General features: G+C 71.8%; 21 protein-coding genes and 1 pseudogene. 12 read left to right on the top strand and 10 right to left on the bottom strand.

The annotated features are described in order from the left end of the window. Nucleotides 1-232 precede the first annotated feature (232 nt). Entirely contained in the window at nt 233-1,504 is a 1,272-nt protein-coding gene (locus tag ACFSZT_RS18355) for a YeeE/YedE family protein (protein ID WP_377390661.1), read from the top strand. A 63-nt stretch (nt 1,505-1,567) separates the two neighbouring features. On the opposite strand, the gene ACFSZT_RS18350 is transcribed toward ACFSZT_RS18355, so the two are convergent. The 5 genes from ACFSZT_RS18350 to ACFSZT_RS18330 all read right to left on the bottom strand — a co-directional run bounded on the left by ACFSZT_RS18350 (nt 1,568) and on the right by ACFSZT_RS18330 (nt 7,486). Then, nucleotides 1,568-1,813 (bottom strand): hypothetical protein, encoded by a 246-nt coding sequence (locus tag ACFSZT_RS18350; RefSeq protein WP_377390659.1) that lies wholly within the window; start codon nt 1,811-1,813, stop codon nt 1,568-1,570. A 29-nt stretch (nt 1,814-1,842) separates the two neighbouring features. After that, nucleotides 1,843-2,055: a hypothetical protein gene (locus ACFSZT_RS18345; protein ID WP_377390657.1), complete on the bottom strand. Its 213-nt coding sequence runs from the start codon at nt 2,053-2,055 to the stop codon at nt 1,843-1,845. A gap of 39 nt (nt 2,056-2,094) precedes the next feature. Next, nucleotides 2,095-3,855, bottom strand: coding sequence for a hypothetical protein (locus ACFSZT_RS18340; protein ID WP_377390655.1), 1,761 nt, complete (start codon nt 3,853-3,855; stop codon nt 2,095-2,097). 67 nt (nt 3,856-3,922) lie between these two features. Then, nucleotides 3,923-5,758, bottom strand: coding sequence for a hypothetical protein (locus ACFSZT_RS18335; protein WP_377390653.1), 1,836 nt, complete (start codon nt 5,756-5,758; stop codon nt 3,923-3,925). A 357-nt stretch (nt 5,759-6,115) separates the two neighbouring features. After that, a complete protein-coding gene (locus ACFSZT_RS18330) occupies nt 6,116-7,486 on the bottom strand; it encodes an FAD-binding oxidoreductase (RefSeq protein ID WP_377390651.1) in 1,371 nt (456 codons plus the stop codon). 235 nt (nt 7,487-7,721) lie between these two features. Between ACFSZT_RS18330 and ACFSZT_RS18325 the strand changes: the two genes are divergently transcribed. Together ACFSZT_RS18325 and ACFSZT_RS18320 are read left to right on the top strand one after the other, a co-directional pair. Continuing rightward, on the top strand, nt 7,722-8,546 hold the full coding sequence (locus ACFSZT_RS18325) for an alpha/beta fold hydrolase (RefSeq protein WP_377390649.1): 825 nt from the start codon (nt 7,722-7,724) through the stop codon (nt 8,544-8,546). A 28-nt stretch (nt 8,547-8,574) separates the two neighbouring features. Then, entirely contained in the window at nt 8,575-9,078 is a 504-nt protein-coding gene (locus ACFSZT_RS18320) for a GyrI-like domain-containing protein (protein ID WP_377390647.1), read from the top strand. A gap of 118 nt (nt 9,079-9,196) precedes the next feature. Here the strand turns inward: ACFSZT_RS18320 and ACFSZT_RS18315 are convergent, their stop codons facing one another. Then, nucleotides 9,197-10,108 (bottom strand): universal stress protein, encoded by a 912-nt coding sequence (locus ACFSZT_RS18315; RefSeq protein WP_377390645.1) that lies wholly within the window; start codon nt 10,106-10,108, stop codon nt 9,197-9,199. A gap of 275 nt (nt 10,109-10,383) precedes the next feature. Between ACFSZT_RS18315 and ACFSZT_RS18310 the strand changes: the two genes are divergently transcribed. From ACFSZT_RS18310 to ACFSZT_RS18285, 6 genes are all read left to right on the top strand, one after another. After that, nucleotides 10,384-10,791 carry a VOC family protein gene (locus ACFSZT_RS18310; protein ID WP_377390643.1) on the top strand — a complete coding sequence of 136 codons (408 nt, stop codon included), beginning with the start codon at nt 10,384-10,386 and terminating at the stop codon, nt 10,789-10,791. Nucleotides 10,792-10,940: 149 nt separating this feature from the next. Next, entirely contained in the window at nt 10,941-11,594 is a 654-nt protein-coding gene (locus ACFSZT_RS18305; protein ID WP_377390641.1) for a TetR/AcrR family transcriptional regulator, read from the top strand. A 97-nt stretch (nt 11,595-11,691) separates the two neighbouring features. Continuing rightward, on the top strand, nt 11,692-13,185 hold the full coding sequence (locus ACFSZT_RS18300; protein ID WP_377390639.1) for a flavin-containing monooxygenase: 1,494 nt from the start codon (nt 11,692-11,694) through the stop codon (nt 13,183-13,185). Next, nucleotides 13,185-14,111 carry a metal-dependent hydrolase gene (locus ACFSZT_RS18295; protein WP_377390637.1) on the top strand — a complete coding sequence of 309 codons (927 nt, stop codon included), beginning with the start codon at nt 13,185-13,187 and terminating at the stop codon, nt 14,109-14,111. Before ACFSZT_RS18300 ends, ACFSZT_RS18295 begins: the two co-directional genes overlap by 1 nt. Continuing rightward, on the top strand, nt 14,108-15,166 hold the full coding sequence (locus ACFSZT_RS18290) for a PDR/VanB family oxidoreductase (protein WP_377390635.1): 1,059 nt from the start codon (nt 14,108-14,110) through the stop codon (nt 15,164-15,166). Before ACFSZT_RS18295 ends, ACFSZT_RS18290 begins: the two co-directional genes overlap by 4 nt. Before the next feature lie 13 nt (nt 15,167-15,179). Beyond that, a complete protein-coding gene (locus tag ACFSZT_RS18285) occupies nt 15,180-16,085 on the top strand; it encodes an SDR family oxidoreductase (RefSeq protein WP_377390633.1) in 906 nt (301 codons plus the stop codon). A 24-nt stretch (nt 16,086-16,109) separates the two neighbouring features. Here ACFSZT_RS18285 and ACFSZT_RS18280 read toward each other — a convergent pair. Continuing rightward, nucleotides 16,110-16,751, bottom strand: a pseudogene (locus ACFSZT_RS18280) (formylglycine-generating enzyme family protein). Between the two features lie 737 nt (nt 16,752-17,488). On the opposite strand from ACFSZT_RS18280, the gene ACFSZT_RS18275 reads away from it, so the two are divergent. The 3 genes from ACFSZT_RS18275 (at nt 17,489) to ACFSZT_RS18265 (ending at nt 20,430) form a co-directional block, all read left to right on the top strand. Further along, the gene (locus tag ACFSZT_RS18275; RefSeq protein ID WP_377390631.1) at nt 17,489-18,223 is read left to right on the top strand and encodes an ANTAR domain-containing protein; all 735 of its coding nucleotides are present in this window, start codon (nt 17,489-17,491) and stop codon (nt 18,221-18,223) included. Nucleotides 18,224-18,359: 136 nt separating this feature from the next. Beyond that, nucleotides 18,360-20,045 (top strand): GAF domain-containing sensor histidine kinase, encoded by a 1,686-nt coding sequence (locus ACFSZT_RS18270; protein ID WP_377390629.1) that lies wholly within the window; start codon nt 18,360-18,362, stop codon nt 20,043-20,045. Nucleotides 20,046-20,067: 22 nt separating this feature from the next. Beyond that, nucleotides 20,068-20,430: a cupin domain-containing protein gene (locus ACFSZT_RS18265; protein WP_377390627.1), complete on the top strand. Its 363-nt coding sequence runs from the start codon at nt 20,068-20,070 to the stop codon at nt 20,428-20,430. A gap of 75 nt (nt 20,431-20,505) precedes the next feature. Here the strand turns inward: ACFSZT_RS18265 and ACFSZT_RS18260 are convergent, their stop codons facing one another. The 3 genes from ACFSZT_RS18260 to ACFSZT_RS18250 are packed head-to-tail and all read right to left on the bottom strand — an operon-like array spanning nt 20,506 to nt 22,837. Then, complete coding sequence (locus ACFSZT_RS18260) at nt 20,506-21,153, bottom strand: alpha/beta hydrolase (protein ID WP_377390625.1); 648 nt, start codon at nt 21,151-21,153, stop codon at nt 20,506-20,508. Next, a complete protein-coding gene (locus ACFSZT_RS18255) occupies nt 21,150-21,659 on the bottom strand; it encodes a flavin reductase family protein (RefSeq protein ID WP_377390623.1) in 510 nt (169 codons plus the stop codon). Before ACFSZT_RS18255 ends, ACFSZT_RS18260 begins: the two co-directional genes overlap by 4 nt. Beyond that, nucleotides 21,659-22,837 carry an acyl-CoA dehydrogenase family protein gene (locus tag ACFSZT_RS18250; protein ID WP_377390621.1) on the bottom strand — a complete coding sequence of 393 codons (1,179 nt, stop codon included), beginning with the start codon at nt 22,835-22,837 and terminating at the stop codon, nt 21,659-21,661. The genes ACFSZT_RS18255 and ACFSZT_RS18250 overlap by 1 nt, the downstream gene beginning before the upstream one ends. Nucleotide 22,838: the final 1 nt, after the last annotated feature.

Here is a 22,838-nt window from a genome sequence, read left to right as displayed (position 1 = left end):
GCCGGCGCCTGCCCGTCCTCAAAGGACGCACCGCAGGCACGCGAAGCCTCGGCACGGACACCGATGGGCCTGCGAAGCGAGCCGGAATTTCCGGAAATAGCGAAAGTAACACTGTGAGAAAATTCTCTGCCCGGAACGAGGACGTCCAGACAATGGACGGGATTAGCTCCCGCGCCGGTCTGGTTCTAATCTTGTGCGTTGATTCGCTCCCCTCGTGCCCTATGGAGAAACAGTGTCGACTGAGACCGGCAAAGCGCCCTCGGGGAATTTCCTGCTCACGTCACCGACATCGTGTGCCGCCCCACGTCCGGACCCGGAAGAGCCGGTCCGGGTCGTTCCGCTCGCGATCGCCGGGCTGCTGGCGGCCGGGCTGAGCTGGTACGTCTGGACCGTCCACGGGCAGAAGTTCGGCGCGCTGCTCATCATCGGTGTGTTCCTGGGTGTCGCGCTCTTCCATTCCCGCTTCGGTTTCACCTCGGCATGGCGCCAGCTCATCGCCGTCGGCAACGGTGAGGGGCTGCGGGCCCACGCCTTGCTGCTGGGCACCGCGGCGACGCTCATCGCACTGATCTTCGGCACCGGGTCCGGATTGTTCGGCTCGTCACCGGAAGCCACGGCCGGCCCGATCGGGCTTCCGCTGTTCGTCGGTGCCGCGGTGTTCGCGATCGGCATGCAACTCGGCGGCGCCTGCGCATCCGGCACGCTGTTCGCCGTCGGCTCGGGGCAGTCCACGATCGTCTTCACACTCGGCGGGTTCATCATCGGCTCGGTGCTCTACACGTTCGCCTTCCCGGCCTTCGACGGCTGGCCGGAGGTGCCGGGCGTCCTGCTGTCCGACCACGTCGGCTGGTTCGGATCGTGGGCGATCACCATCGGTCTGCTGGTGCTCATCGTCGTGGCCACCCGGGTCGTGCAGGCGAGGCGCGTGCCGCCGCCGCTCGGGGCGGTGCCCAGCGCGAAGGGAGCCGCCCGGATCCTGCGTGGTTCCTGGCCGCTGCTCGTGGGTGCGGTGGTGCTCGGCGTGCTCGCCGCCGCGGTGGTGCTCGTCTCCGGCGGCATCTGGGGTGTGACGACGGCCTTCGCCCTGTGGGGAGCGAAGCTGCTCCAGCTGATCGGGCTGCACCCGGAGACCTGGGAATTCTGGCAGCAGCCGAAGTTCGCCGCGATGCTCGAGAGTTCGGTGTGGACGGAGAAGACGACGCTGACCAACGTCGGCATCATCCTCGGCGCCGCGATCGCGGCGGCGGCGGCCGGTGCGTGGAAGATCCGCTCGGAGATTCCGTGGCGCACCGCGGTCGCCGCCGTACTGGGCGGAGTGCTCATGGGCATCGGTGCGCGCCTGGCCGGGGGCTGCAACATCGGCGCGTATCTCGGCGGCATCTCCACCGGTAGCCTGCACGGCTGGCTGTGGGGCGCGTTCGCGCTCGGCGGGACGTGGGTCGGCCTGAAGCTGCGCCCGCTGTTCGGTCTCACCAACCCCCGGCCGGCCGACAGCGTCTGCTGACCCACCGCGTTCGACACAGGGGGCGCTCCGGCCACAGCCGGGGCGCCCCCTGTCGTCGATGCCCTACTGACCGACGCTCGGCAGGATCTTGCCGGGCACCCCGGCCACCGACCGGATCAGCCCGAACACGGGCACCCCGAGCGGCGCGACGGTGTAGACGTTGTGCAGATCGCTCGTGTCCGGTTCGTCGACGATCACCACCTCGTCCTCCGCCGGGGCGGCCGCGGCCGACGCGGGCAGCGCCGCAGCGGCCATCGCGACGGCCGCGAGCGTCGCGACGGCGACGCCGCGCACGATGGTCTTCCTCATGGCAGCAGTGTCCTTCCTGGTCGAACGGGTCAACCGGCGAGCAGCGTGAGCACGCCGTACAGCGGGGCGAGCGCGTCGGTCGGCAGGCCGACGGTCGGGCCGAGCAGCGCGCCGGCGTCGACGCCCGGGAGCAGCCAGGTCGCCGGGTCCTGCGGTTCGGCCGCCGCCACCCCGCTTGCGGCTGCGAGCGACGCGGCGGCCGTCGCGACGATCGTGGCGACGCGCGCCAAGGTCGTCCTCATGTGTTCACCTCCCCTCGCGTGTTGTCGAGCGGTGTCCGCTCACGGCTGGAGCGGGAGACTGACGGGGATGACCGTGCCGTGTTCGATCCAGTGCCCGGCGCCCTCGCCGATGCCCGCCATGCCGGGCGCGTGCGGCATGTCCGGGCTCATCGGCATCACGTTCACCTGCGCGGTGGCGAAGAGGCGCACGTCCTCGTCCGCCTGCTGCCCGCGTGCCGCCAGCCACCTCCGGTAGCCGTCGACGCTGGGACGTTCGCCGCCGAAGGCGTTGCCGAGCGACACGGTGAAGGTCACGGCAGGCTCCGCACGCGGGTCGAACCGCAGCGGTACCGACGAGGTTGCGACGGTGCTGGCGAGCGGGCCGGTGAGCAACCACGGCGCCAGGTGCACGCCGTATCCGTACGCCGGTTCCTCCCGTTGGGCCGCGGCCGCTCGCGTGAGGGTGGTGGAGGCACCGCTCCAGCCGGACACGACCACAAGGGCCGCGTCCTGCCGCTGCTCCTCCGTGACCGGCAGCCTGGACTCGCCGGCCGCCGCACGGATGACCTCGGCCGCCTGCCTGCCCCGTGCGGACGTGTCGGCGGCGAGCGTGATCGCGGGCACACCCCGTCCCGCAAGGTAGCCGACCAGCTTACGCAGGGCGTCGGCGTCCGGTTCGGACAGTGCGTCCGCCGGGCACGTCGCGAGCACCTCCCGCGCACCGGCGACGAGGCCACCCAGCGCGGCGGAGGCGCACTCGGGTCCGTCGCTGCCGACCGCGCTCGCGGGTCCCGCGCCGGTTCCGGTGTCGACCTCGACGGTGGTCTCGGCGGCTCCGTGCCGCACCACCAGGTCGCTGCGTCCGGGAGGGAGGTGGACCTCCGCCCACGCGCCTTGCGCACCGGCCCGGAGTACGGCCGGTACGGAGTCGTCGCCCTCGACGCCGACACTGACGCCGTCTCCCGCCGACGCGGGCACGTGCACGAGGTTGCGGCCGGGCCGATGCGGGCTGACGAGGATCGGCACGTCGTGCCCGGCGAGACTCGCGGTGGCCAGCAGCGGGACGCCCGGCATGGGCAGTTCGGGGGGTTCGGGGATCGCGGCGCCGGCGGTCCAGGCCAGGAAACAGGCCACCATGCCGACCGCGCCGTACCGGTATCCCTGCACCACCGTGGTCCGGCGCCGGAGCGACACCGCCACCACGACCGTCACCACGAGCGGCAGGACCACGACCACGAGCGCCGTCAGGCCCGCGGCCGTCGTGTAGAGCCGGCGGTCGAAGCCGGGCGCGGCCACCACGAGGTGCACCACGCCCGCCAGCGTCAGAACGACGCCAAGTGCCAGCACCAGCGGTCCCGGACGGACGGTCTCGCTGCGCCAGCCCCCTACTCCGGTGGCCGCCAGGGCGATTCCGAACCACGTGGTGGCACCGGCGACGAACACCACGTCGAGCATGAACTCCAGGCCCGAGCGGCCGTGGGCGGTCTCCAGGACCACGAGCAGGACGAGCGCGCTCGCGGGCCAGCGCACGACCGACGGCCTGGCCACCAGCGCCGCGACCGCCACGGTCAGCAGCGCGTGCACCACACCGCCGACGACGTTGACACCGAGCACCACCACCGAGGTGACGGCGAGGGCCGCCGAGACAGCGGCCGCGACGGCGACGACGAGCCCTGCTGCGCGGGACACCGCGCCCGTCAGGGGGCGGGCCAGCCCGGCACCGCCGACGAGCGCGGTGCTGGAGAGGAGGAGAAGCCGGATCGCCAGGGCGAGGCCGTCGGCGCCCGCCGATCCGGTGGACACGTGAGTGCCGTGATCCATCAGGAAATTCCCCTGTGCCGAGGAGCCGGGAGCGGTCGCGCGGACCGCTCCCGGCTCGGGATGATCGCTACTTCACGTCCTTGTCCGCGATGACGAACAGTTCGGAATGGGGTTTGGCGTTGCCGAAATCGCCGTGTGGCCACGACTTCCGGTTGAAGTTGATGCCCACCTGGCCGGTGAACTCGTCCCGGAAGTTCTGGTCGACCCGCACCGAGCCGTCCTCCCCCAGGTCGAGCATGTTCACCGTGTGGTCACCGTCCAATCCGGACCGCGCGACGAAGTAGTTCGACACCGCCAGCCGGGTCGGCCGGTCGGTCTCGCGGTAGAGACCGTCGGCATCGGGCACGAAGTTGTCGTAGGCGCCCCAATGCGGCCCGGCACCGGGCGTGCCGGGGTTGATCGGTGCCGCACCGGCCACGGTCGGGCAATCGGACTCGGCGCCACCGTTCTCCGATTCCTGGCGAGTGTCGATGTTGCACCGGAAGTCCGTACCCGCGGCCAGCAGCTTCCGGATGTCCAGCACGTAGACGCCGCCGGTGGCTCCCGGATCGTCCGGGCCGAGCGTTCCCTTCTGCCGGCCGGTGATGGCGCGGTACAGGAAGCGGTCGTCCGGACTGGTCTGGATCCACCCGCCGTTGGAGCTCGCGCCGATGCTGTCGTTGCCCGGGTAGATCGCCTTGCTCGCGGCACCGTCGTCGAGCACCTGGGTCCAGCGCGGTTCCTTCGCGGTGATGTCCGGTGTGTAGAACACCGCGCCGCCCTGCATGGTCTGCGCGAAGGCGCCCTTGTGGTGCGGCAGGTTCGTCACCGTCGTCTCCATCACGGCGCGGCTCTCCGCATACAGCGGGTCGGCGAAGTCCGCCCGCGGTCCGTCCGGCAGGTAGGACACCGCACGCAGCTTCGGGTTGTTCCGGTCGGAGATGTCCCACGTGCGCACGGTGGGCCGCCGCAGGTACGGGGACGGCTGCTTCACCGGGTCGAGGATGATGTTCCTCGGCTCGGCGTAATCGCTCGTCACGAGAGTGTCGAGATCCTCGCGGGCCTGGATCCCGTGCGGGTTGGCGCACGTCGGCTTGCCCAGGGTCGGCAGGTTCTCGCACAGCTTCGCGTTGTCGCCCTGCGGTGTCGCCGCGGACGTCTGCGAGAGCACCCGGGCGTTCTCGTCGAACCTCACGACGGCACCCGGGCTGCCCGCGAACCCGTTGCTCGTCACGGTCTGGCCGTTGGCGTAGGTGTAGGGGCCGGGCGCCACCGGGCCGCCCATGTAAGTGCCGTAGGCGGTGCCGTCCTTGAGCACCCAGTACGCGTCGGGAACGGACCCGCCGAGTGTCTGGGTCGGCAGGCTGACGCCTTTGAGCTTGAGCTCGGGCAGGGCGGACACGTCGAACGCATAGGTGGCGGCGAGGAACAGCGCTCCGGCGTAGATCGTGTCGCCCTTGTGCCACACGTACTGCATGTGGTGCGGTTCGTTCTCCACGAGCGGCCCCACGGTCGCCGTGTTGACCACCTTGCCGTACGAGCGAGACCCGGGTGTCGCGTCGATCACCGCGAGGAAGTCCGGGCCGGGCAGTGCGTTCTTGACCTTGTTCAGACCACCACCGAGCGTGCCGGGCAGGTTCTTGACGTCCTTCACGACGGTGTCCGCGATGTTCTCGTCCCCTGCCCACACGAGCAGCCACTTCTTGCGCTGGCCGCCGGTCCCGCCGGCGCGGACGAGGTCGGGGACCAGATGGTTCTTCACCCAGTACTCCTTGCCGTCGGCGCCCTTCCGGGCGTCGGTGACCACCTCCACGTCGGCGTACGCGGGCGCGGTCGAGCCGGTCGACGCCACGGCGCCGACCGCGACCACCACCACCGCGGCGAGCATCATCGTCTTTCGCCACAACGGCGATTTCAGCGGCATTCTTTCTCCGATTTTTGTTTTGCGCCTTATCGAAACAAAGGACGCTGCGCCCGGAAACGGACACAGCGCTCCCCTGCCCGCCGCGTCGGCGACGGGCTTTCAGGAGCGATTCATTACACTCAGGGAGAAATCAAAGTGCCGCTACTCCAGGCGCATTGCCTGCTGCACCAAAGGAATCGGGAACACCGTTTCTCACCATGGCGAGATGGTGGCGCCACTGCGATACGGTGTCAAACAAATGTCAAAGATTGGGACCCACCCGTCAGTGTTTTTCTCACGGAAGCCGGCGGGAATGCCCCGCACACCGGTGCGGGCGGGTGCAGCCGGCGCTGCGCCCGCCCGCACCGCTCAACGCGGCTACGGCCGGATGTTCTGGTTCAGGTGGAACAGGTTGTCCGGGTCGTAGCGCCGCTTGACCTCCACGAGCCGGTCGTAGTTCCCGCGGTAGTTGGTGCGGATGCGGCTCTGGTCGTCGCCGGCCATGAAGTTGATGTAGCCGCCCGCCTCCGAGTGCGGTGCGGTGGCGTCGTAGTAGTCGCGCACCCACCGGATGTTGGCGTCGTTGTCGGCGGGGTCGGGCCACATGCCGGCGATCACCGTGGCGAAGTCGGCGTCCCGGTAGGCGAACGCGGTGTCACCGGAGCCGACGCGGTGGCAGGCGCCGTTGATCGGGTAGATGTGCACCGTCGAGTTGACGGCGGGCAGCTTGGGTCCGTGCTCCAGGTGTGCCGCGATGGCCTCGTCGGTGAGTTCGGTGACGAAGTTCGCCTTCCAGTAATGCTGCAGACCGGGCGGCACCAGCGGGTCGAAGGCGCTGTTCAACGCCGGGTACGGCATCGGGCCGACGTGTTCGGCGACGGTCGGGGCGACGGCGCGGATCGGCTCCAACGCACGTTCTGCCGCGTCCAGCGGGCCCGTCCAGCACGACACGAAGGCGACGAACGGCTCGCCGTGCCGGTCTTCCGGGATGAAGGGCAGCGGCGGCGCGATCTGGAACGCCGGAAACCCGCCGAGCTGCTCGGGCGCGCTCCGGATGTACTCGCGGTAGGTCCGCAGGAGATCTGCGGCCGCGTCGAGCTCGAAGAACATCGGACCGCCGTAAATGTCGGCGACCGGGTGCAGCCGGAACTCGAAGGAGACGACCACGCCGAAGTTGCCACCGCCGCCCCGCAACGCCCAGAACAGGTCCGGGTTCTCCTCGGGTCCGGCCACGCGGAACTGTCCGTCCGCGGTCACGACGCCCGCGGAGAGCAGGTTGTCGCAGGACAGGCCGTAGGCGCGATCGAGGTAACCGATGCCGCCGCCGAGCGTCAGCCCGCCGACGCCGGTGGTCGAGATGATGCCGCCCGTCGTCGCGAGCCCGAAGGCGTTGGTCGCGGCGTTGACGTCGCCCCACGTGGCGCCGCCCTCGACGCGGGCGGTGCGGCCCGCGGGGTCGACCCAGACGGAGCGCATCCCGGACAGGTCGATCACCACGCCGTCGTCGCAGGTGCCGAAACCCGGGACGCTGTGCCCGCCGCCGCGGACGGACAGTTCGAGTGAGTTCTCCCGGGCGAAGTCGACCGCGGCCATGACGTCACCGACGTTCGCCGCCCGCACGATCGCGCGCGGTCGCCGGTCGATCATGCCGTTGTGGACTCTGCGGGCCTCGTCGTACCTCTCGTCGTCGGCGGTGATCAACGGACCGCGTACGCGATCGTGCAGGGTCTCGATGGTGGGTGCGGCCATGATGCCTCCTCACGGATTGGTCGACGCGCTCATGGACGCCCGTAGCTCACTCCCCGGCCCGGGGCAGGCGGTAGTGCCACAAGACCCGGTGGTGCCGTGGGTTTTGTGGCGGCGACCGGTCACGGCCGCCGAGCGAACCGCGGTCACCGTCCGGGCCGGGACCTTCGCCCCTTGTGGCCGGGCGCGGCCGGCGTAGTGTCATGCGCATCGCAGCGCGACGCGGAAGTGCACGACCATGCCGGAGCCGGCCGTCAGCCACGGCACCCTGCACGGCGGGATGCCGTACCTGCGCCTGGGGACCGGGCCTCCGCTGCTGTTCCTGCCGGGGATCACGCCGCACCACCGCGAGCCGCGCGGTGTCGACCGCCGGTTCCAGCTGCAGCAATTGCGGTATCTGGCCGCGCGGCGCCAGGTGTGGTGGGTGAACCGGCGACCCGGACTGCCCGCCCACGTCACGATGGAGGAACTGGCTCGCGACTACGCCGACTCCGTCCACCTCGTCCGGTTCGGCGAGCCGATCGACGTCGTGGAGGTCTCCACCGGCGGCAGTGTGGCCCTGCAACTCGCCGCCGACCACCCCGGTCTGGTGCGCAGGCTCGTGGTCGTATCGGCGGCGTGCCGCCTGGGGCCGCACGGCCGCACGGCCCAGCGCCGCGCGGCGGAGTCGCTGCGCGCGGGCAGGCCGCGGCGCGCGGCGGCAAGCCTGGTCGGGACATCGGGCATCGGACCCCTCAGCGGGGTGGTGCTGGGAGGGGTGGGCTGGGCGCTGGGACGGGCCGTCGTGGGCGACGGCGACCCCGATCTCCTCGCGATGCTCGAGGCCGAGGACGGGTTCGATCTCGAGCCTCGGCTGGGCGAGATCACCGCGCCGACGCTCGTCGTCGGCGGGGAACGCGACCGCTTCTACGGCCGTGACCTCCTCGCCCGTACCGCCGCCCGCATCCCCGGCGGCACCCTGAAGGTGTACCCGCGGACGGGGCATCTGACGACGACCCGGCGCGACGCGGCCGAGGCCGCGCTGGGCTTCCTCGGCGCCGACGCCCGCGCGGGGGACGAATGAGGTCCGGCCGGCAGCGAAGGAGGCGGCCATGGACTACGAGGTGCGGATCCAGGACAAGGCGGAACGGACGGTGCTGGCCGTCCGGGAAACGGTCCGGCTCGAGGAGCTCGGCGAGTCCATCGGGGCATGCCTGGCCGCTCTGTACTCGCGGGCAGGGGTACACGGCCTCGGTATCGCGGGACCACCCGAAGTGGCCTACCTGAGTGATTTCAGCCTGGACGGTCTGGACATCGAGGTGCGGGTGCCGATCGCGGGATCACAACCCGGCGCGGCCCAGGTGGACGCGGCGAGCGTCGTGACACTCCCGGCACAACGGTGCGTGTGCACCGTCCACACCGGACCCTACGAGCGGCTCGGGGACGCCTACCGGGTGCTCGAGCAGTGGCTCGCCGAGCAGCCGTACGACGCGGCGGGCCCGGCCATCGAGACCTATGTGACCGGTCCCGACGAGACGTCCTCGCCTGACGACTACCGCACGGAGATCACCATTCCGATCGAGAAACGCGTGCACTCCGCACCCGTCGGGGCATGACCGAGTCGCATCCGGACCACGGAGCGGTGGGGACCGGACGTGGCACGGGCGAGGACGTCGGGCAGCGCCGGCGGCACGACCCCGGGCGGGCCAGTGGGTCGCCGCCCGGGACCACCGCTCAAGTCGTCCAGGCAGGCGCGCCCTCGGCGGCCGGGTCGGCCCGCACGACGGCCACCGGGCACGGCGCGTGCGCGATGAGCGCCTGGCTCGTCGAGCCCAGCAGCATCCCGCGGAAGCCGCCGCGGCCCCGGCTGCCCAGCACCAGCAGCTGCGCCTGCCCACCGAACTCGAGGAGGGTACGGGCGGGCAGGCCGCGCGCCACCACCGGCTGCGTGGCCACGCCGGGATACTTCTCGATCCACAGGTCGAGCTGTGCCTGCAGCACGTCACGCTCGGCGGCGTCGATGTCGTCGGGGTCGACCGAGAGCGGGTAGATCCGCGCGGTGGCCTCCAGCGTGACGTCGTTCCACACGCGCACAGCCCGCAGCGGCACGCCCCGGAGCGCGGCCTCGTCGAAGGCGAACCCGAGCGCCGCGCCGCTGGCGTCGGACCCGTCGACGCCGACCACGACCTGGCCCTGGGCGGGCGGCGGCTGGTCGTGTCCCGATCCGCGGACCACGACCACGGGCGACCGTGCGTGCCCGGACAACACCGTCGCCACCGACCCCACGAGCAGGCCGGGAAACCCGCCGAGCCCGCGTGATCCGAGGGCGACGAACCGCGCCTGCCTCGCCTCCGCCCGCAGCACCGCGGTGGCTTGCCCCTCCACCAGGTCGGTCTCGACCTCGACCTCGGGTTCCGCGCCCCGCACGGCCTGCTCGGCAGCGCTCAGGGCCTGCACGCCCTCGCGGCGGAGCGCCTCACGCAACTGTGCGGTGCTGGCCATGAAGTCCGGATAGCCGTAGGCCGGCACCACATAGGCATGGACGAGGCGCAGTACCTCCCGGCGGCGCACCGCCTCGCCGGCCGCCCACACCGCGGCGTGCACCGCCGGGGAGGAACCGTCGACACCCACGACGATCTTCGTCATGGTGAATCTCCGTCACTCGCATCGGGTGTGTGGCCGGGCCGCGGCCACGATGTCGTCGTGCGCACGCCCGTCGATGGCGGCCGGGAGCCCGGCGCACGCACCTCCAGTGTGCCGCCTGATCACGCACACTGCCCGGTGTGACGGCCGACCGCTCGGCGTCCGCGCGGGCACCGATACCCGCGGCCGGGCGCTGCGAACTTCTCCGGTCGTTCCCTGTTCCTCGGGCCACGGCTTTGCGACGATGCTGGTTTGCAGGGACCGAAGGAGGACCGACGATGGTTTCTCAGCTCAACCCCTACATCAGCTTCCGGGACAACGCGCGGCAGGCGCTGGAGTTCTACCACTCCGTGTTCGGGGGCAACCTCACCACGAACACGTTCGGCGAGTTCGGAGCCCAGGACGCTCCCGAAGCCGACAAGATCATGCACGGCCAGCTCGAGACCGACACAGGGTTCGTGCTGATGGCCTCGGACACGCCGCCCGGCATGGAGTACACCCCGGGCAGCAGCATCTCGATCTGCCTCAGCGGCGACGACTCCGACCTGCTCCGCGGCTACTGGGAGAAGCTCTCGGACGGCGGCACGGTGTCGATGCCGCTGGAGAAGCAGATGTGGGGTGACGTGTTCGGGTCGTGCACCGACAAGTTCGGCATCTCCTGGCTGGTGAACATCAGCGACGGCTGACACCTCCCGCCCCGGGGTCCGCGGCCGGGCAGGCCGGCGCTCGGCCGGCCCGGGCGACCGTCCGCGCTCGGCCCGGGAACAGGACGCCGTGGTCACGACGCAACACCGGCGTGGTCACCGCGTGCCCAGGGCCGTGTCAGGATGGGGGCATGGCTGCCGACGCGGATTCCTCGTCTCCCACTCGCCGCCCCTGGCGCGGGGTCGAGGCCGACGAACGGCAGGCACGCCGGCGCCGGCAGCTGCTCGACGCCGCCTTCGCGATCATGGGCACCGAAGGGGCGGCGGCGGTCACCATGCGCGGGGTCTGCCGGCGGGCGAGGCTCACCGAGCGGTACTTCTACGAAAGCTTCTCCGGCCGCGAGGAGCTGCTGGTGGAGGTGCTCGCGGCCACGGCGAACCGCGCTCGCGAGGTCCTGCTCACCGCGCTCGCGGACGCACCCGGCGAGCCGCTCGAGTTCATCCGCCACGTCGTGCGCGCGTTCACCGAGTTCGTCACCGCCGACCCGCGGCGCGGGCGGGTGCTGTTCGTGGAGTCGCTGGCGGCGCCCGAGCTGACGAGCTCCGGCGCGTCCATGGTCGGCGACTTCACCGCCACCATCGCCGACGGGCTCGGCCGCACCGACGTCACGGCCGCACACGCCGACGAGCACGACCTCCGGCTGAACGCCCAGGCCGTCTTCGGCGCGCTCGCCTACCTGTATCAGGCGTGGCTGACCGGTGCCATCGACGTCGACCGCGACCGGTTCGTGGAGCACGTCGCCCAGGTCATCGGCAACCTCGCGCGCTCGACGTCGGTGCGCTGACCTTCCCCGCCCACTTCCCGGAGTTGACATCGCCCGCTGTTGACATCGACCGCTGTCAATACTTACCGTGGCCGCGGCGACGCAGCGAGGAGGCGCCATGTCACGGGTCAGAGTGGCCATCGTCGGCGCAGGCTTCGGCGGGCTCGGCGCCGCCATCCAGCTCAAGCGCGCCGGCATCGACGACTTCGTCGTGCTCGAGCGGGCGGGGGACGTCGGCGGCACCTGGCACGCCAACACCTATCCCGGCGCCCAGTGCGACATCCCCTCCCTTCTGTACTCGTTCTCGTTCGCGCCGAATCCCGAGTGGACGCGCCTCTACCCGTCGCAGCCCGAGATCAAGCGCTACCTGCGCCACTGCACGGAGACGTTCGGCATCACGCCACACCTGCGGCTCGGCCACGAGATGCTCGACGCGACGTGGGAGGAGGGGCGGCAGCACTGGCGCGTCACCACGGACCGGGGGACGTGGGAGGCACGGGTCCTCGTCGCCGCGTTCGGACCGTTCAGCGCACCCTCCGTCCCCGACTTCCCCGGCCTGGACACCTTCGAGGGCGCGGTGTTCCACTCGGCCGGCTGGGACCATGAGCACGACCTCGCCGGTGAGCGCGTCGCCGTCATCGGTACCGGCGCGTCGGCCGTGCAGATCATTCCCCGGCTGCAACCTCTCGCCGAGTCGCTGACCGTCTTCCAGCGCACCCCGGCGTGGATCCTCCCCCATCCCGACCGGGCGCTGGGCGGCCTTGCACGAGGAATGCTCCAGTCGGTGCCCGGCGCACACCGGCTCGCCCGCACGGCGATCGACCTCGCGCACGAGGCCCTCGTTCCCGGGCTGGTGGCCGAGCCGGCGCTGCTCAAGGGCGCCGAACTGCTCGCCCGCGCACACCTGCACCGGCAGGTGCGCGACGCACGGCTGCGCGCGAAGCTCACCCCGGACTACGCCTTCGGCTGCAAGCGGCCGACCTTCTCCAACGACTACTACCCCGCGCTGGGGCAGCCCAACGTCGAGGTGGTCACGGCGTCCATCGACGAGATCCGCCCGCACGGGATCGTCACCGTCGACGGCAGGCTCCACGAGCTGGACACCATCGTGCTGAGCACCGGGTTCCGCATGACCGACCACCCGATGTTCCCGCGCGTGCGCGGCCGTGCGGGAACCACGCTCGCCGAGGCCTGGAGTGGCGGGCCGCAGGCCTACCTCGGCACGACGGTGAGCGGGTTTCCCAACCTGTTCTTCCTGCTGGGCCCCAACTCGGTGGTCTACACGTCGCAAGTGGTGACCATCGAGGCCCAGGTGGCGTACCTGCTCAGCGCGTTGCGCACGATGGGCGCACACGGCCTGGCCAGTGTCGACGTACGCCGCGAGGTGCAGTCCGCGTTCGCCGGCGAGGTGGACCGCAGGCTGAGCACCTCGGTGTGGAACACGGGCGGGTGCCGCAGCTACTACCTCGACGACGCGGGCCGCAACTTCACCTTCTATCCCGGCTTCGCCCGCCGGTTCCGCGCCCGGACCCGCTCGCTCGACCTGGGCGGCTACACCTGCACTCCGGCGCGCCCGGCCGGGGAACTCTCCGAGACAGCGAGGACGGCCTGATGTTGCGCTTCTGGCCCTTCGGCGGCACGCCGGTCGTCGACCCGCGAGGCGCCCGCCGCTACGGCGAGGAGGCGCAGGCGATCGCGGCCCGCGATGTCGAGTTCGACTGGTCCGGTGTGCCCCGCCACTACATCCCGGGCGAGGTGATGGCGACCCACATCATCAACGTCATGCACCTCGTCCTGCCCGAGGGGGAACGAGCGATGGCGCGGACGCTGGCCGAGGTGCTGCCCTTGATCGAGGATCCGCGCCTGCACGAGGAGGTCGTCGGGTTCATCGGGCAGGAGGCCGTGCACGCCTCGTCGCACGAGGGCGCTCGGGAGCACCTCGCCTCGCTCGGCGTCGACATCGAGCCCGTGGTGCGCACCGTGGAGTGGCTCGTCGACCGAGTGCTGGGCGAGCACGGGCTACCCGAGCGGGCCCGGCACGCCTGGTTGTGCGAGCGGCTCGGCCTGTTCGCCGCGATGGAGCACTACACGGCGGTGGTCGGCGAGTGGCTGCTCGACGCCGGGGAACTGGAGCGCCGGGGCATGCATCCGACGATGCTCGATCTGATCCGCTGGCACGGCGCCGAGGAGGTCGAGCACCGCAACGTCGCCTTCGACGCCTTCCAGTACGTCGACGGCGGCTACGCGCGGCGGGTACGCACGGCGCTGCTGGCCAGCCTGACGCTGGCCGCGGTGTTCCTCGGCTCGGCCCGGTACCTGTACCGGCACGACCCGGCCGAACACAAGGGACGGTCGTGGTGGCGGGAGCTGCTCAGCGCGTCCGCGCGCGGGGTGATTCCCCCGGCGACGATCTTCCTCACCGAGCTGCCGAAGTACCTGAACCCGCGGTTCCACCCGTCCCAGCTCGGCAGCATGGACGCCGCGATCCGCTACCTCGCCCGCTCCCCCGCGGCCAACGCCGGCGCGGTGGCCGGATGACGACCACGACCGGCTTCCGGCCCGGGGTGGTGCTGAAGGGGCTCGGTGCCGTCTCCGCCCTGTATCGCCAGGCCGTCGCGCGAGCTCCGCGTCCGCTGACCTCCCGGCCTGGTCCGGTGCGACACACCGGTTTCGATCTCGACGTCGTCGTGCGGCAGCGGTGGCGGGAGGCCGACGGCGTCGTGGGCCTGAGGCTGGCGCCTGCGGACGGCGTCCCGCTTCCGACGTGGGTGCCCGGCGCCCACATCGACCTGACACTGCCCTCGGGCAGGTGTCGTCAGTACTCCCTGTGCGGTGAGCCGGCGGACCGTTCGGCGTACCGCATCGCCGTGCGCAGGATCCCGGGCGGTACCGGCTCCGGCGAGATCCACGATCGGCTGGCACGGGGCACCCCGCTGCGCATCCGGGGACCGCGCAACGCCTTTCGCCTGGTGGACGCGCCGTCGTACCTGTTCGTCGCCGGCGGCATCGGCAGCACGCCGATCCTGCCCATGGTCCGCGCGTGCGCCCGGCTCGGCCTGCCGTGGCGCCTGGTCTACCTCGGCCGGTCCCGCGCCACGCTGCCGTTCCTCGACGAGCTCGCCGGCTACGGCGGCCGGGTCGACGTCCGCACCGACGACGAGCACGGCCCGCCGGACATCGCCGACCTTCTGCCGAGCGCCGGGCCGGGCGCGGCCGTCTACGTGTGCGGTCCGCCTCCGCTCATGGCTGCCGCGTACCGCCTCCTGCAGCGTCTGGACCCCACGGCGTCGCTGCACACCGAACGGTTCTCGCCGCCGCCCGTGCTCGGCGGCCGCCCGTTCGACGTCGAGCTGCGCCGGACGGGCACGACGGTGCGCGTCGCCGCCGACGAGACCGCCCTGGCGGCGGTGCGGCGCGCCCTGCCCGGTGTCGCGTACTCGTGCCGGCAGGGGTTCTGCGGCACGTGCCGGGTGCGAGTGCTCGCGGGCGAGGTGGAGCACCGCGACACGCGCCTGCCCGCCGCCGACCGGGAGACCGCGATGCTGCTCTGCGTGAGCCGTGCCGCGCGCGGACGGCTCGTGTTGGACCTCTAGCACGGAGGGCTCGATGCTGAGCTGGTCGCAACTGGACGGTGTGCTGCGGGATCTCGGGCTGCCGCTGCCCGGCCGGAGGGTCACGCTGGACGTGGCGGGCAAGGTGGTGCTCATCACCGGGGGCGGCGACGGCATCGGCCTCGCGCTGGCGCGCGTGCTGCACCGGCGCGGAGCGACGGTCGCCCTCGTCGACGTCGACGGGGAATCCCTCCAAGCCGCGGCGCGCGAGCTCGGCTCGCGGGTGCTGACCATGCCCGCCGACGTCCGCGACCGGACGGCCGTCACCGTCGCGATCCACGACGTCGTCGAGCGCGCGGGTGGCCTCGACATCGTCGTGGCGGGCGCCGGGGTCACCCCGCCGCCCGCGACGCTGCGGCAGATCGAGCCGGCCGAGTTCGACCGGGTCCTGGACGTGAACCTCACCGGCGTCTTCAACACCGTCCGCGCCGCCGCCGACGCCGTCATCGCCCGGCGCGGGCACATCGTCGTCGTGTCGTCGGTGGCGTCGTTCACCCCCGGCCCCGGTGGGGCCGCCTACATGGTCAGCAAGGCCGCCGTCGAGCAGCTCGGCCGCGCCCTGCGGCTCGAGCTCGCCGGGCACGGCGCGACGGTGGGCATCGCCTACTTCGGATTCGTCGACACGCGACTCGCGCGGACGACCGTGGACGATGATCCGCTCGGTCGCCGCCTGATGCAGCAGCTGCCCGCGCCGCTGCGCAGCAGGCTCGCTCCCGAGGACGCCGCGCTCGTGATCGCCGACGGCATAGCCCGGCGCGCGGGCGCGACCATGGCGCCCGGCGCCTGGCAGGTGTGGTCACTGTTGCGTGGTGTGGCGAGCGCGGTCACCGACGGGGTGCTGGCCGCCGACCGCGAGCTGCGCGCGCTGGTGCGTGACCTGGAAGCCCGTCATCCGGCTTGACTCCGAGCGTGGGCAGCCCAGCGCTCAGTGCCGGGCCGACCGCACCAGGCGGAACCCGACGTCGTCGATGCGCAGGGTGGGGTGGCTGCGGCGACGCACCGAGGCCCGGCAGCTCCAGTGCTCGTCGAACCAGCCGCCGCGGAGCACGCGATACCGCGGATGGTCCTCGGCGTCGACGGTGTCCCAGCACCACTCCCACACGATGCCGAGCATGTCGTACAGCCCCCACGCGTTGGGCCGCTTGCCGCCCACCTCGTGCAGGCGCTCGCCGGAGTTGCCGCGATACCACGCGATCTCGTCCAGGACCCCGTACCGCGGACCGGTCGTGCCCGCCCGGCAGGCGTGTTCCCACTCGGCCTCGCTCGGCAGCCGGTAGCCGTCGGCGCGCTCGTCCCACTCGACGTCGTCTCCGTCGGTTCCGGGAAAGCGGTACGCGGAGCTCAGGCCCTCCTGGCGAGACAGGGCGTTGCAGAACCGCACCGCCTCCCACCAGGACACGCCGACGACGGGAAGGCGAGCCGCAACTGCGGTTTCACCGGTGACCTGCGCCTACAGGGCATCGGTGACCGGGTGGGCGGCGAGCTGGAACCGGCCGATCTCGACCGTCCGGCTGCGCCCCGTCCTGCGGTCCGACAGCGTCGCCACACCGAGCGGCACGGCGATCATCGCGCGCCGCCGTCTCCACGGGTGCGACCCTACTGGCTGCGCGAGCACAGCGTCTGCCCCGAAGCCGGCCCGGTTCGTTGACGTTCGCCGAGGCAACCAGGGACTTTCGGCCCCTGGGCAGCGCCTACGCGGCGGACGACACTGGTGGTACACGCCGGCGCTCGGGGGCGTTCGGGGCGTGAGGGCGGTTGTCGGGGGACGCCGCTCGCGCAGTGAGCACGACGGGTAGGTCGGGGCCGGCCGCCGTGGGCGCTGCTGGATGGGGCGGTGCGGGGCGCACCGCCCCATCCTCTTTCTCCGGCCTCTTGCTCGCGCACGGCCCGCTTGCCCGGCCGGCGCCCACGGTACGCATGTGGGTGACACACCGCGGGCGCGCCGGGCACACCGCAAGCCCCGGATGACGGTCACCCCCGATTTCGGCGCCCACGCGTGTAACCGGCTGTTTTCCGGCAATTCCTGTAGCGGCCATCCCGGCGCGGTGAAGGCCCGTGCTCGGAATCGCCGACGCCGGCACCCGGGCGGGTGAGGGCCAGGGCGATCCGGGCGGGCGAGCACCGCGACCTCTGATCCGGCGCCGTGGTACCGGAGCCCGGGGCCGGGTGTGAGCCGTGCCCGAGCGCCGCACCGGCAGGCCCGCGCTGCGCCGAAGCGGTGAACAGCCGCCTCGGCGGTAACGGGATTCCGACCGTGCGCGACCGAGTGCGCGGGAGGGGGTGAAGCGCATCGACCGATCGTCCGTGGACGAGCTCGTCACAGCGATGATCAGGTTGGTCGATCCGGCGCAGCCTGATCTCGACGTGGCCGAGCACGCCAAGTCGGTGGCGCAGCACTGCGCGGGGACGCTCGGCGTCGACGCCGCGGGCGTGCTGCTCGCGTATCCGGAACCTCCGCTGCGGGCCCTCGGCGCGTCGGACCCGTTGGCACACCGGCTGATCCAGCTGCAGACCGGACGCGAGCGCGGCCCGGCCGCCGAGTGCTACCGGCGGGGACAGCCGATCTCGGTGCCCGACCTCGGCCGCGCCGGATTCGACGCCGCACTCCTCGCGGAAGCCGATCGCCGTGGATTCCGTTCGCTGCACGCGATCCCGGTGTGGTTGCGCGGCGAGGTCGTCGGGGTGGGCGAGCTGTTCAGCCACGAGCCCGGCCCGCTGTCTCCCGCGACCCACGATCTCGCGCAGGCGTTGCTCGGCGCCGCGGCCGTGGGCCTCGCGCACAGCAGTGAGCTCAGCGCGCGCTCGAGGCTGGTGCACGAGCTGCAGACCGCACTCGCGAGCCGCGTCGTGATCGAACAGGCCAAGGGCGTTCTCGCCGCCCGGCACGGCATCACCGTCGACGTCGCGTTCGAACAAATCCGCAGGCGCGCCCGGGGCACCAACCGAAAACTGCACGACGTCGCGCGCGAGATTGTCCGTACGACAACAGGAAACCGGTCGGACCACGGTGGACCGGACACATCGCGGTGCACCCAGTGAGAGCCGCGGTGCACCCACTGGGAAATGTTGCCTACCCGTGAGTGTCCGGTTAGTTTCGTTGGCAGCCCCGGACCCTGGCAGCCGTTGTCACCTGCCGTGCACCGCTTCCCGCTGCCAGGAGTTGATCCCCCGGTTCATGGACACCACATTCGGCCCCCGACAGACAAACACGGACGGACGCATCACCCCGCGCGAGCTGTCCGCGGCCGGGATCGAGGAGTTGCTGTCCGGTGTGCGGCAGCGCGGCGCCGACGTCCACGAGGTGACGGATGCGCGGCACCGGCTGCGCCGTCTCGTCGAAGCCGTCCTGGCGGTGGGCACCGGGCTGGAGCTCCGGCCGACGCTCCGGGAGATCGTCCACGCGGCCCGCGGTCTGCTCGACGCCCGCCACGGCGCCGTCGGCATTCTCGACGCGGCAGGCCGATACTTCACGGAGTTCGTCGGCGCCGACGACACGGTGTGGCCGTCGTGGATCAGCCACACGGCCCACGAGATGCCGGACCGGGACGAGGTGCTGAGCCGCACGCGGCAGGCATGGCCTCGAGTGCTGACCGTGCCACTCCGCCTACGCGACCGCCCGTTCGGGCACCTGTTCCTGGCGGACAAGGCGAACGACGAGGCGTTCACCACCGACGACGAGATCCTCGTCCGGTCCCTCGCCGCCGCCGCCGGAGTGGCGATCGAGAACGCGCGCCTGTTCGAACGGTCCCGCTGCCGGGAGCAGTGGTTGCAGGCCATCGCCGACATCAACACAGCGCTGCTGGGTGGCGCACCCGCCGACGACGCGCTGCGCAGGGTGGCCTCCTCGGCGCGTGAGCTCTCCTGTGCCCAGGCCGTGCTGATCCTCTTCGCCGAGCCGCACAGTCGCGTCCTCACGGTCGGGGCGGCCGCGGGCGCGCATACGGAGACGTTGCTCGGTCGTACCGTAGCCGCCGACGACCCCGTGATCCGCGACGTCGTGGCCAACGGCGAACCGCGGTTGATCGCCGATCTCGCCGCCATTCCCCGGGCGGAGCAACGCCTGCTGGGTACCGGATTCGGGCCCGCGCTCGTGGTCGCTCCGAAGAACGTCGCCCGCACGAGCGGTGTCCTGCTGGCCGTGCGCGCGCGAGGCGAGGGGCACTTCACCTCCGACGAGGTGCCCATCCTCACGTCGTTCGCCGCCGAGGCCACCATGGCGCTCGAGTTCGCCGAGCACCAGCGCAACCAGCGGCAGCTGACCCTGGCCGGCGAGCGGGAGCGCATCGCGAAGCAGTTGCACGAGCACGTCATCCAGCGGCTGTTCTCCATCGGTCTGTCCCTGCACGGTGCGCTGGGCCGCACTGCCGACGACGACGTGCGCCGGCGCATCCAGGAGACGGTCGATCGGCTCGACCAGACCGTCCTCGCGATCCGCAACGCGGTGTTCGACGTCCGCCCCGGCGACGCGGCGAGCCGCGGTCTGCGCGCCAGCCTGCTCGACATCATCACGGAACTCACCGCGACGAGCGGGGTCTGCCCGACGATCCGCATCGCCGGGTCCGTCGACGCCGTCGTCCCCGAGGACCTCGCCGAGCACGCCCAGGCCGCCGTGCGCGAAGGGCTGAGCAACGTGGTGCGGCACTCGCGGGCCACGGAGGTCGGCATCGATATCCGGGCCGACGACGTCCTGACCATCACGATCAGCGACAACGGCTCCGGGCTGGCCGCCCGCGGACGTGGCAGCGGCCTGGCCAATCTGCGCCGCCGCGCCGAGGCGTGCGGTGGCTCGGTGACCGTACGCTGCGACCCACCCGGCGGCACGGTCCTCACCTGGACGGCACCGTTGCCGCGGCACCGGTAGCGCAAGCCCACCCGGCAGCCGGATGATCCGGCCCGCCTCGGCGGAAGCGGAGACGATGCAGAAGTTCTCACTCGACGCCCTCGCCCGTGAGCTGCTCAAACGCGCCGCCGACTCAGCGCAGGGCCGCAGCTCCGAGACCGTCATCGGCGGGCACGAGCACGTCCTGCGGCAGACGGTCATCGCGTTGCTGTCCGGGCAGACTCTCGGCGAGCACGAGAACCCGGGCGAGGCGAGCGTGTTCGTGTTGCGTGGCCGGGTCCGCTTGCGCACCGACGAGGCATCGTGGGACGGCCTGCACGGCGACCTGATCGCCGTCCCGCCCGCGCGGCACAGCCTGGAGGCGCTCGAGGACTCGGTCGTGGTGCTCACGGTCGCCAAGCTGTGAGGGTCGTGGTCACCCGGCCGATCGTGCGCCGGGTGCCGGGCCAACGGTGCGGTACGAGTTCCCCGCGGCCGCGGTTCACCCCGCCCGCCGGCCGGCTCCCCGGGAGGCCACCGTCGTGAACAGCCTGGTCGCCGCCGCGCACGCCTCGTCGGTGATGACGTGCTCGGTGCCCGGGTCTATGCGCAGGTCCACCTCGGCCCCTGCTCGCCGCAGCAGGGCCGCCGTGTCCTCCACCCGGTGACGCGGCACCCACGGATCGTGCTCGATGCTGCGCAGCACGGCGGGAACCCCGTGCAGGACCGCGTCACCCGGCACCGGCGGGGCCTCGGTGCCGACGTAGCCGCCGGTGAAGATCACCAGACTGGCGACGCGGCGCGGCCTGGTGAGGACGAGCTGCGAGAGCAGGCAGGCGCCCTGCGAGAACCCCCACAGCACGACCCGCCCCGCATCGAACCCCCGCTCCGCCAGCCGGCCGAGGCACGTCTCGAGTGTGCGCAGCGACCGGTCCAGTGCGGGCTGGTTGCGCTCGGCGGGTTCGAGGAAGGACAGCGGGTACCAGGTGTTGCCCTCGGCCTCGGGAGCGACGAACCGCACCGGGGCGGGACCGAACCGCCGCGCGGTGTCCCGCATGAACCCCGGGTCCTGACCGCGGCCGTGCACCGCGAGCACGGCCAGCTCGGCCTGATCGGCCGCGGCACCCCATTCGAGCATCGGCACCGTCATGCCACCACCGCCTTCTCGTCGAGCGAGTACCAGGTCCGGTCGCGGTAGATCAGCGGCGAGCCCGGCCGGCCTCCCCGTGCGATCTCCAGCACGCGCACGAGCACGAGGGACGAATTCCCGGCCGTGAGCCGGTCGGTGATCCGCCCCCGCAGCCAGGTGCCGACGGTGGAGAGCACCGGCTCGCCGGTCGGCAGGCGGTGCCACCGGCACGGGGGCGCGAACCGGTCGATGCCGCTCGTCGCGAACCGCTTCGCCAGCTCCACCTGACCGGCGCCCAGCAGGTGCACGACCACGGTGTCCGCCCCCGCGATGCGGGGTGCCGCCGAGGACCGCGCCGACAGCGAGAACGCGAGCAACGCGGGTCGGGCGCTGACCGAGATCACCGACGTGGCTGTCAGCCCGGCGGGTCCGCCACCGTCGTCGGCGGTGATGATCGCGACCCCCGCGGGGTGAGCCCGGAACGCGGCGGCGAACCGCTCGGCCAGCGCCTCGTCGTGCGTCGGCATCACTGGGCTCCCTGCAGCTCCAGGAACACCCAGTGCGCGTTCGGCGCCAGACCGCTGAGCAGCTTGCCGCAGTTCTGCAGCACGACCGGGCCGGAGGTGACGTGCTGGGTCCCGGCGTGCAGGTCGCGGAAGAACCTCTGCAGGACACCGTGCCGCAGCGCCGCCGTCGCCGCCCACTTGTAGACGGTCTGGCCCACGGCATGCACCGACCACGTCGTGGTGTTGAGCATCAGCCGGGTCAGCGTCTCCTGCTCGGTGTCGAGCAGCTCCCCACGGTCCAAGGTCGCTTCGTTGTCGGCCCAGACGTCCATCGCCCACGCCCGCGCGGCGCGGAGCTTCGCCTCGGCCTGGGCGTACTCCGCGTAGAACTGCTGGGTGTCCACCGACGCGTTGGGGCTGCCTGTCTTCTTCGCCGCCAGCGCCTTCATCTCGTCGAGCATCCGGCGGCCGACACCGAGTGCCCACCCGGTGTGGCAGATCCCGGACATGTTCGCCAGGCCCATCCGATAGATCGCGCCACCGTGCCGGACGTCGGTGGTGGCGATGCCGTACACGTGGGTCGACGGCACGAACACGTCCTCGCACACGTAGTCGTGGCTGCTGGTGGCCCGCAGGCCCATCACATCCCAGTTGTCGATCACGGTGACCTGGTCCTTGGGCAGGGTGAAGACCAGTGCCTCCCCGGTCTCCTCGCACAGCGCGGCGGTGTGGATGTGGGTGGCCATCGAGATGCCCGAGGCGAAGTGCCAGTGCCCGCTGATGCGGTAGCCGCCGTCGACCCGCACCGCCGTGCCCAGTTTGGTGCCCTGGCCCGCGATGAGTGCGTAGCCGCCGTTGCCGACGTCCGGGAACAGGTCCGCGACGGCTTCCGGGCCGAGGTAGGCAGCGGTGGTGCCGGTGATCATCTGCAGGGCCATGAACGCCCAGCCCGCCGAGGCGTCCGCATACGACACCTTCGCGATCGTGTCGATCACCTGGCGCGGCGAGAACTCGTAGCCGCCGAGCTCACGCGGGATGCCGACCTTGAACACGCCGGTCTCGTGCAGGGCCTTCGCGGCCTCGTCGGGCACGCGACCGAGCTCCTCGCCCTGCTCGGCGTTCTCCTCGATGACCGGGGTGATGGCGTCGAGCCGCCGCTGGAGCGCGTCGAACTCGTCGCTGACGTGCAACTGGTTCATG

Source organism: Prauserella oleivorans, from assembly GCF_042685745.1.
GTDB lineage: Bacteria > Actinomycetota > Actinomycetes > Mycobacteriales > Pseudonocardiaceae > Prauserella_A > Prauserella_A oleivorans.
This window is presented reverse-complemented; position numbering and strand designations above follow the sequence as displayed.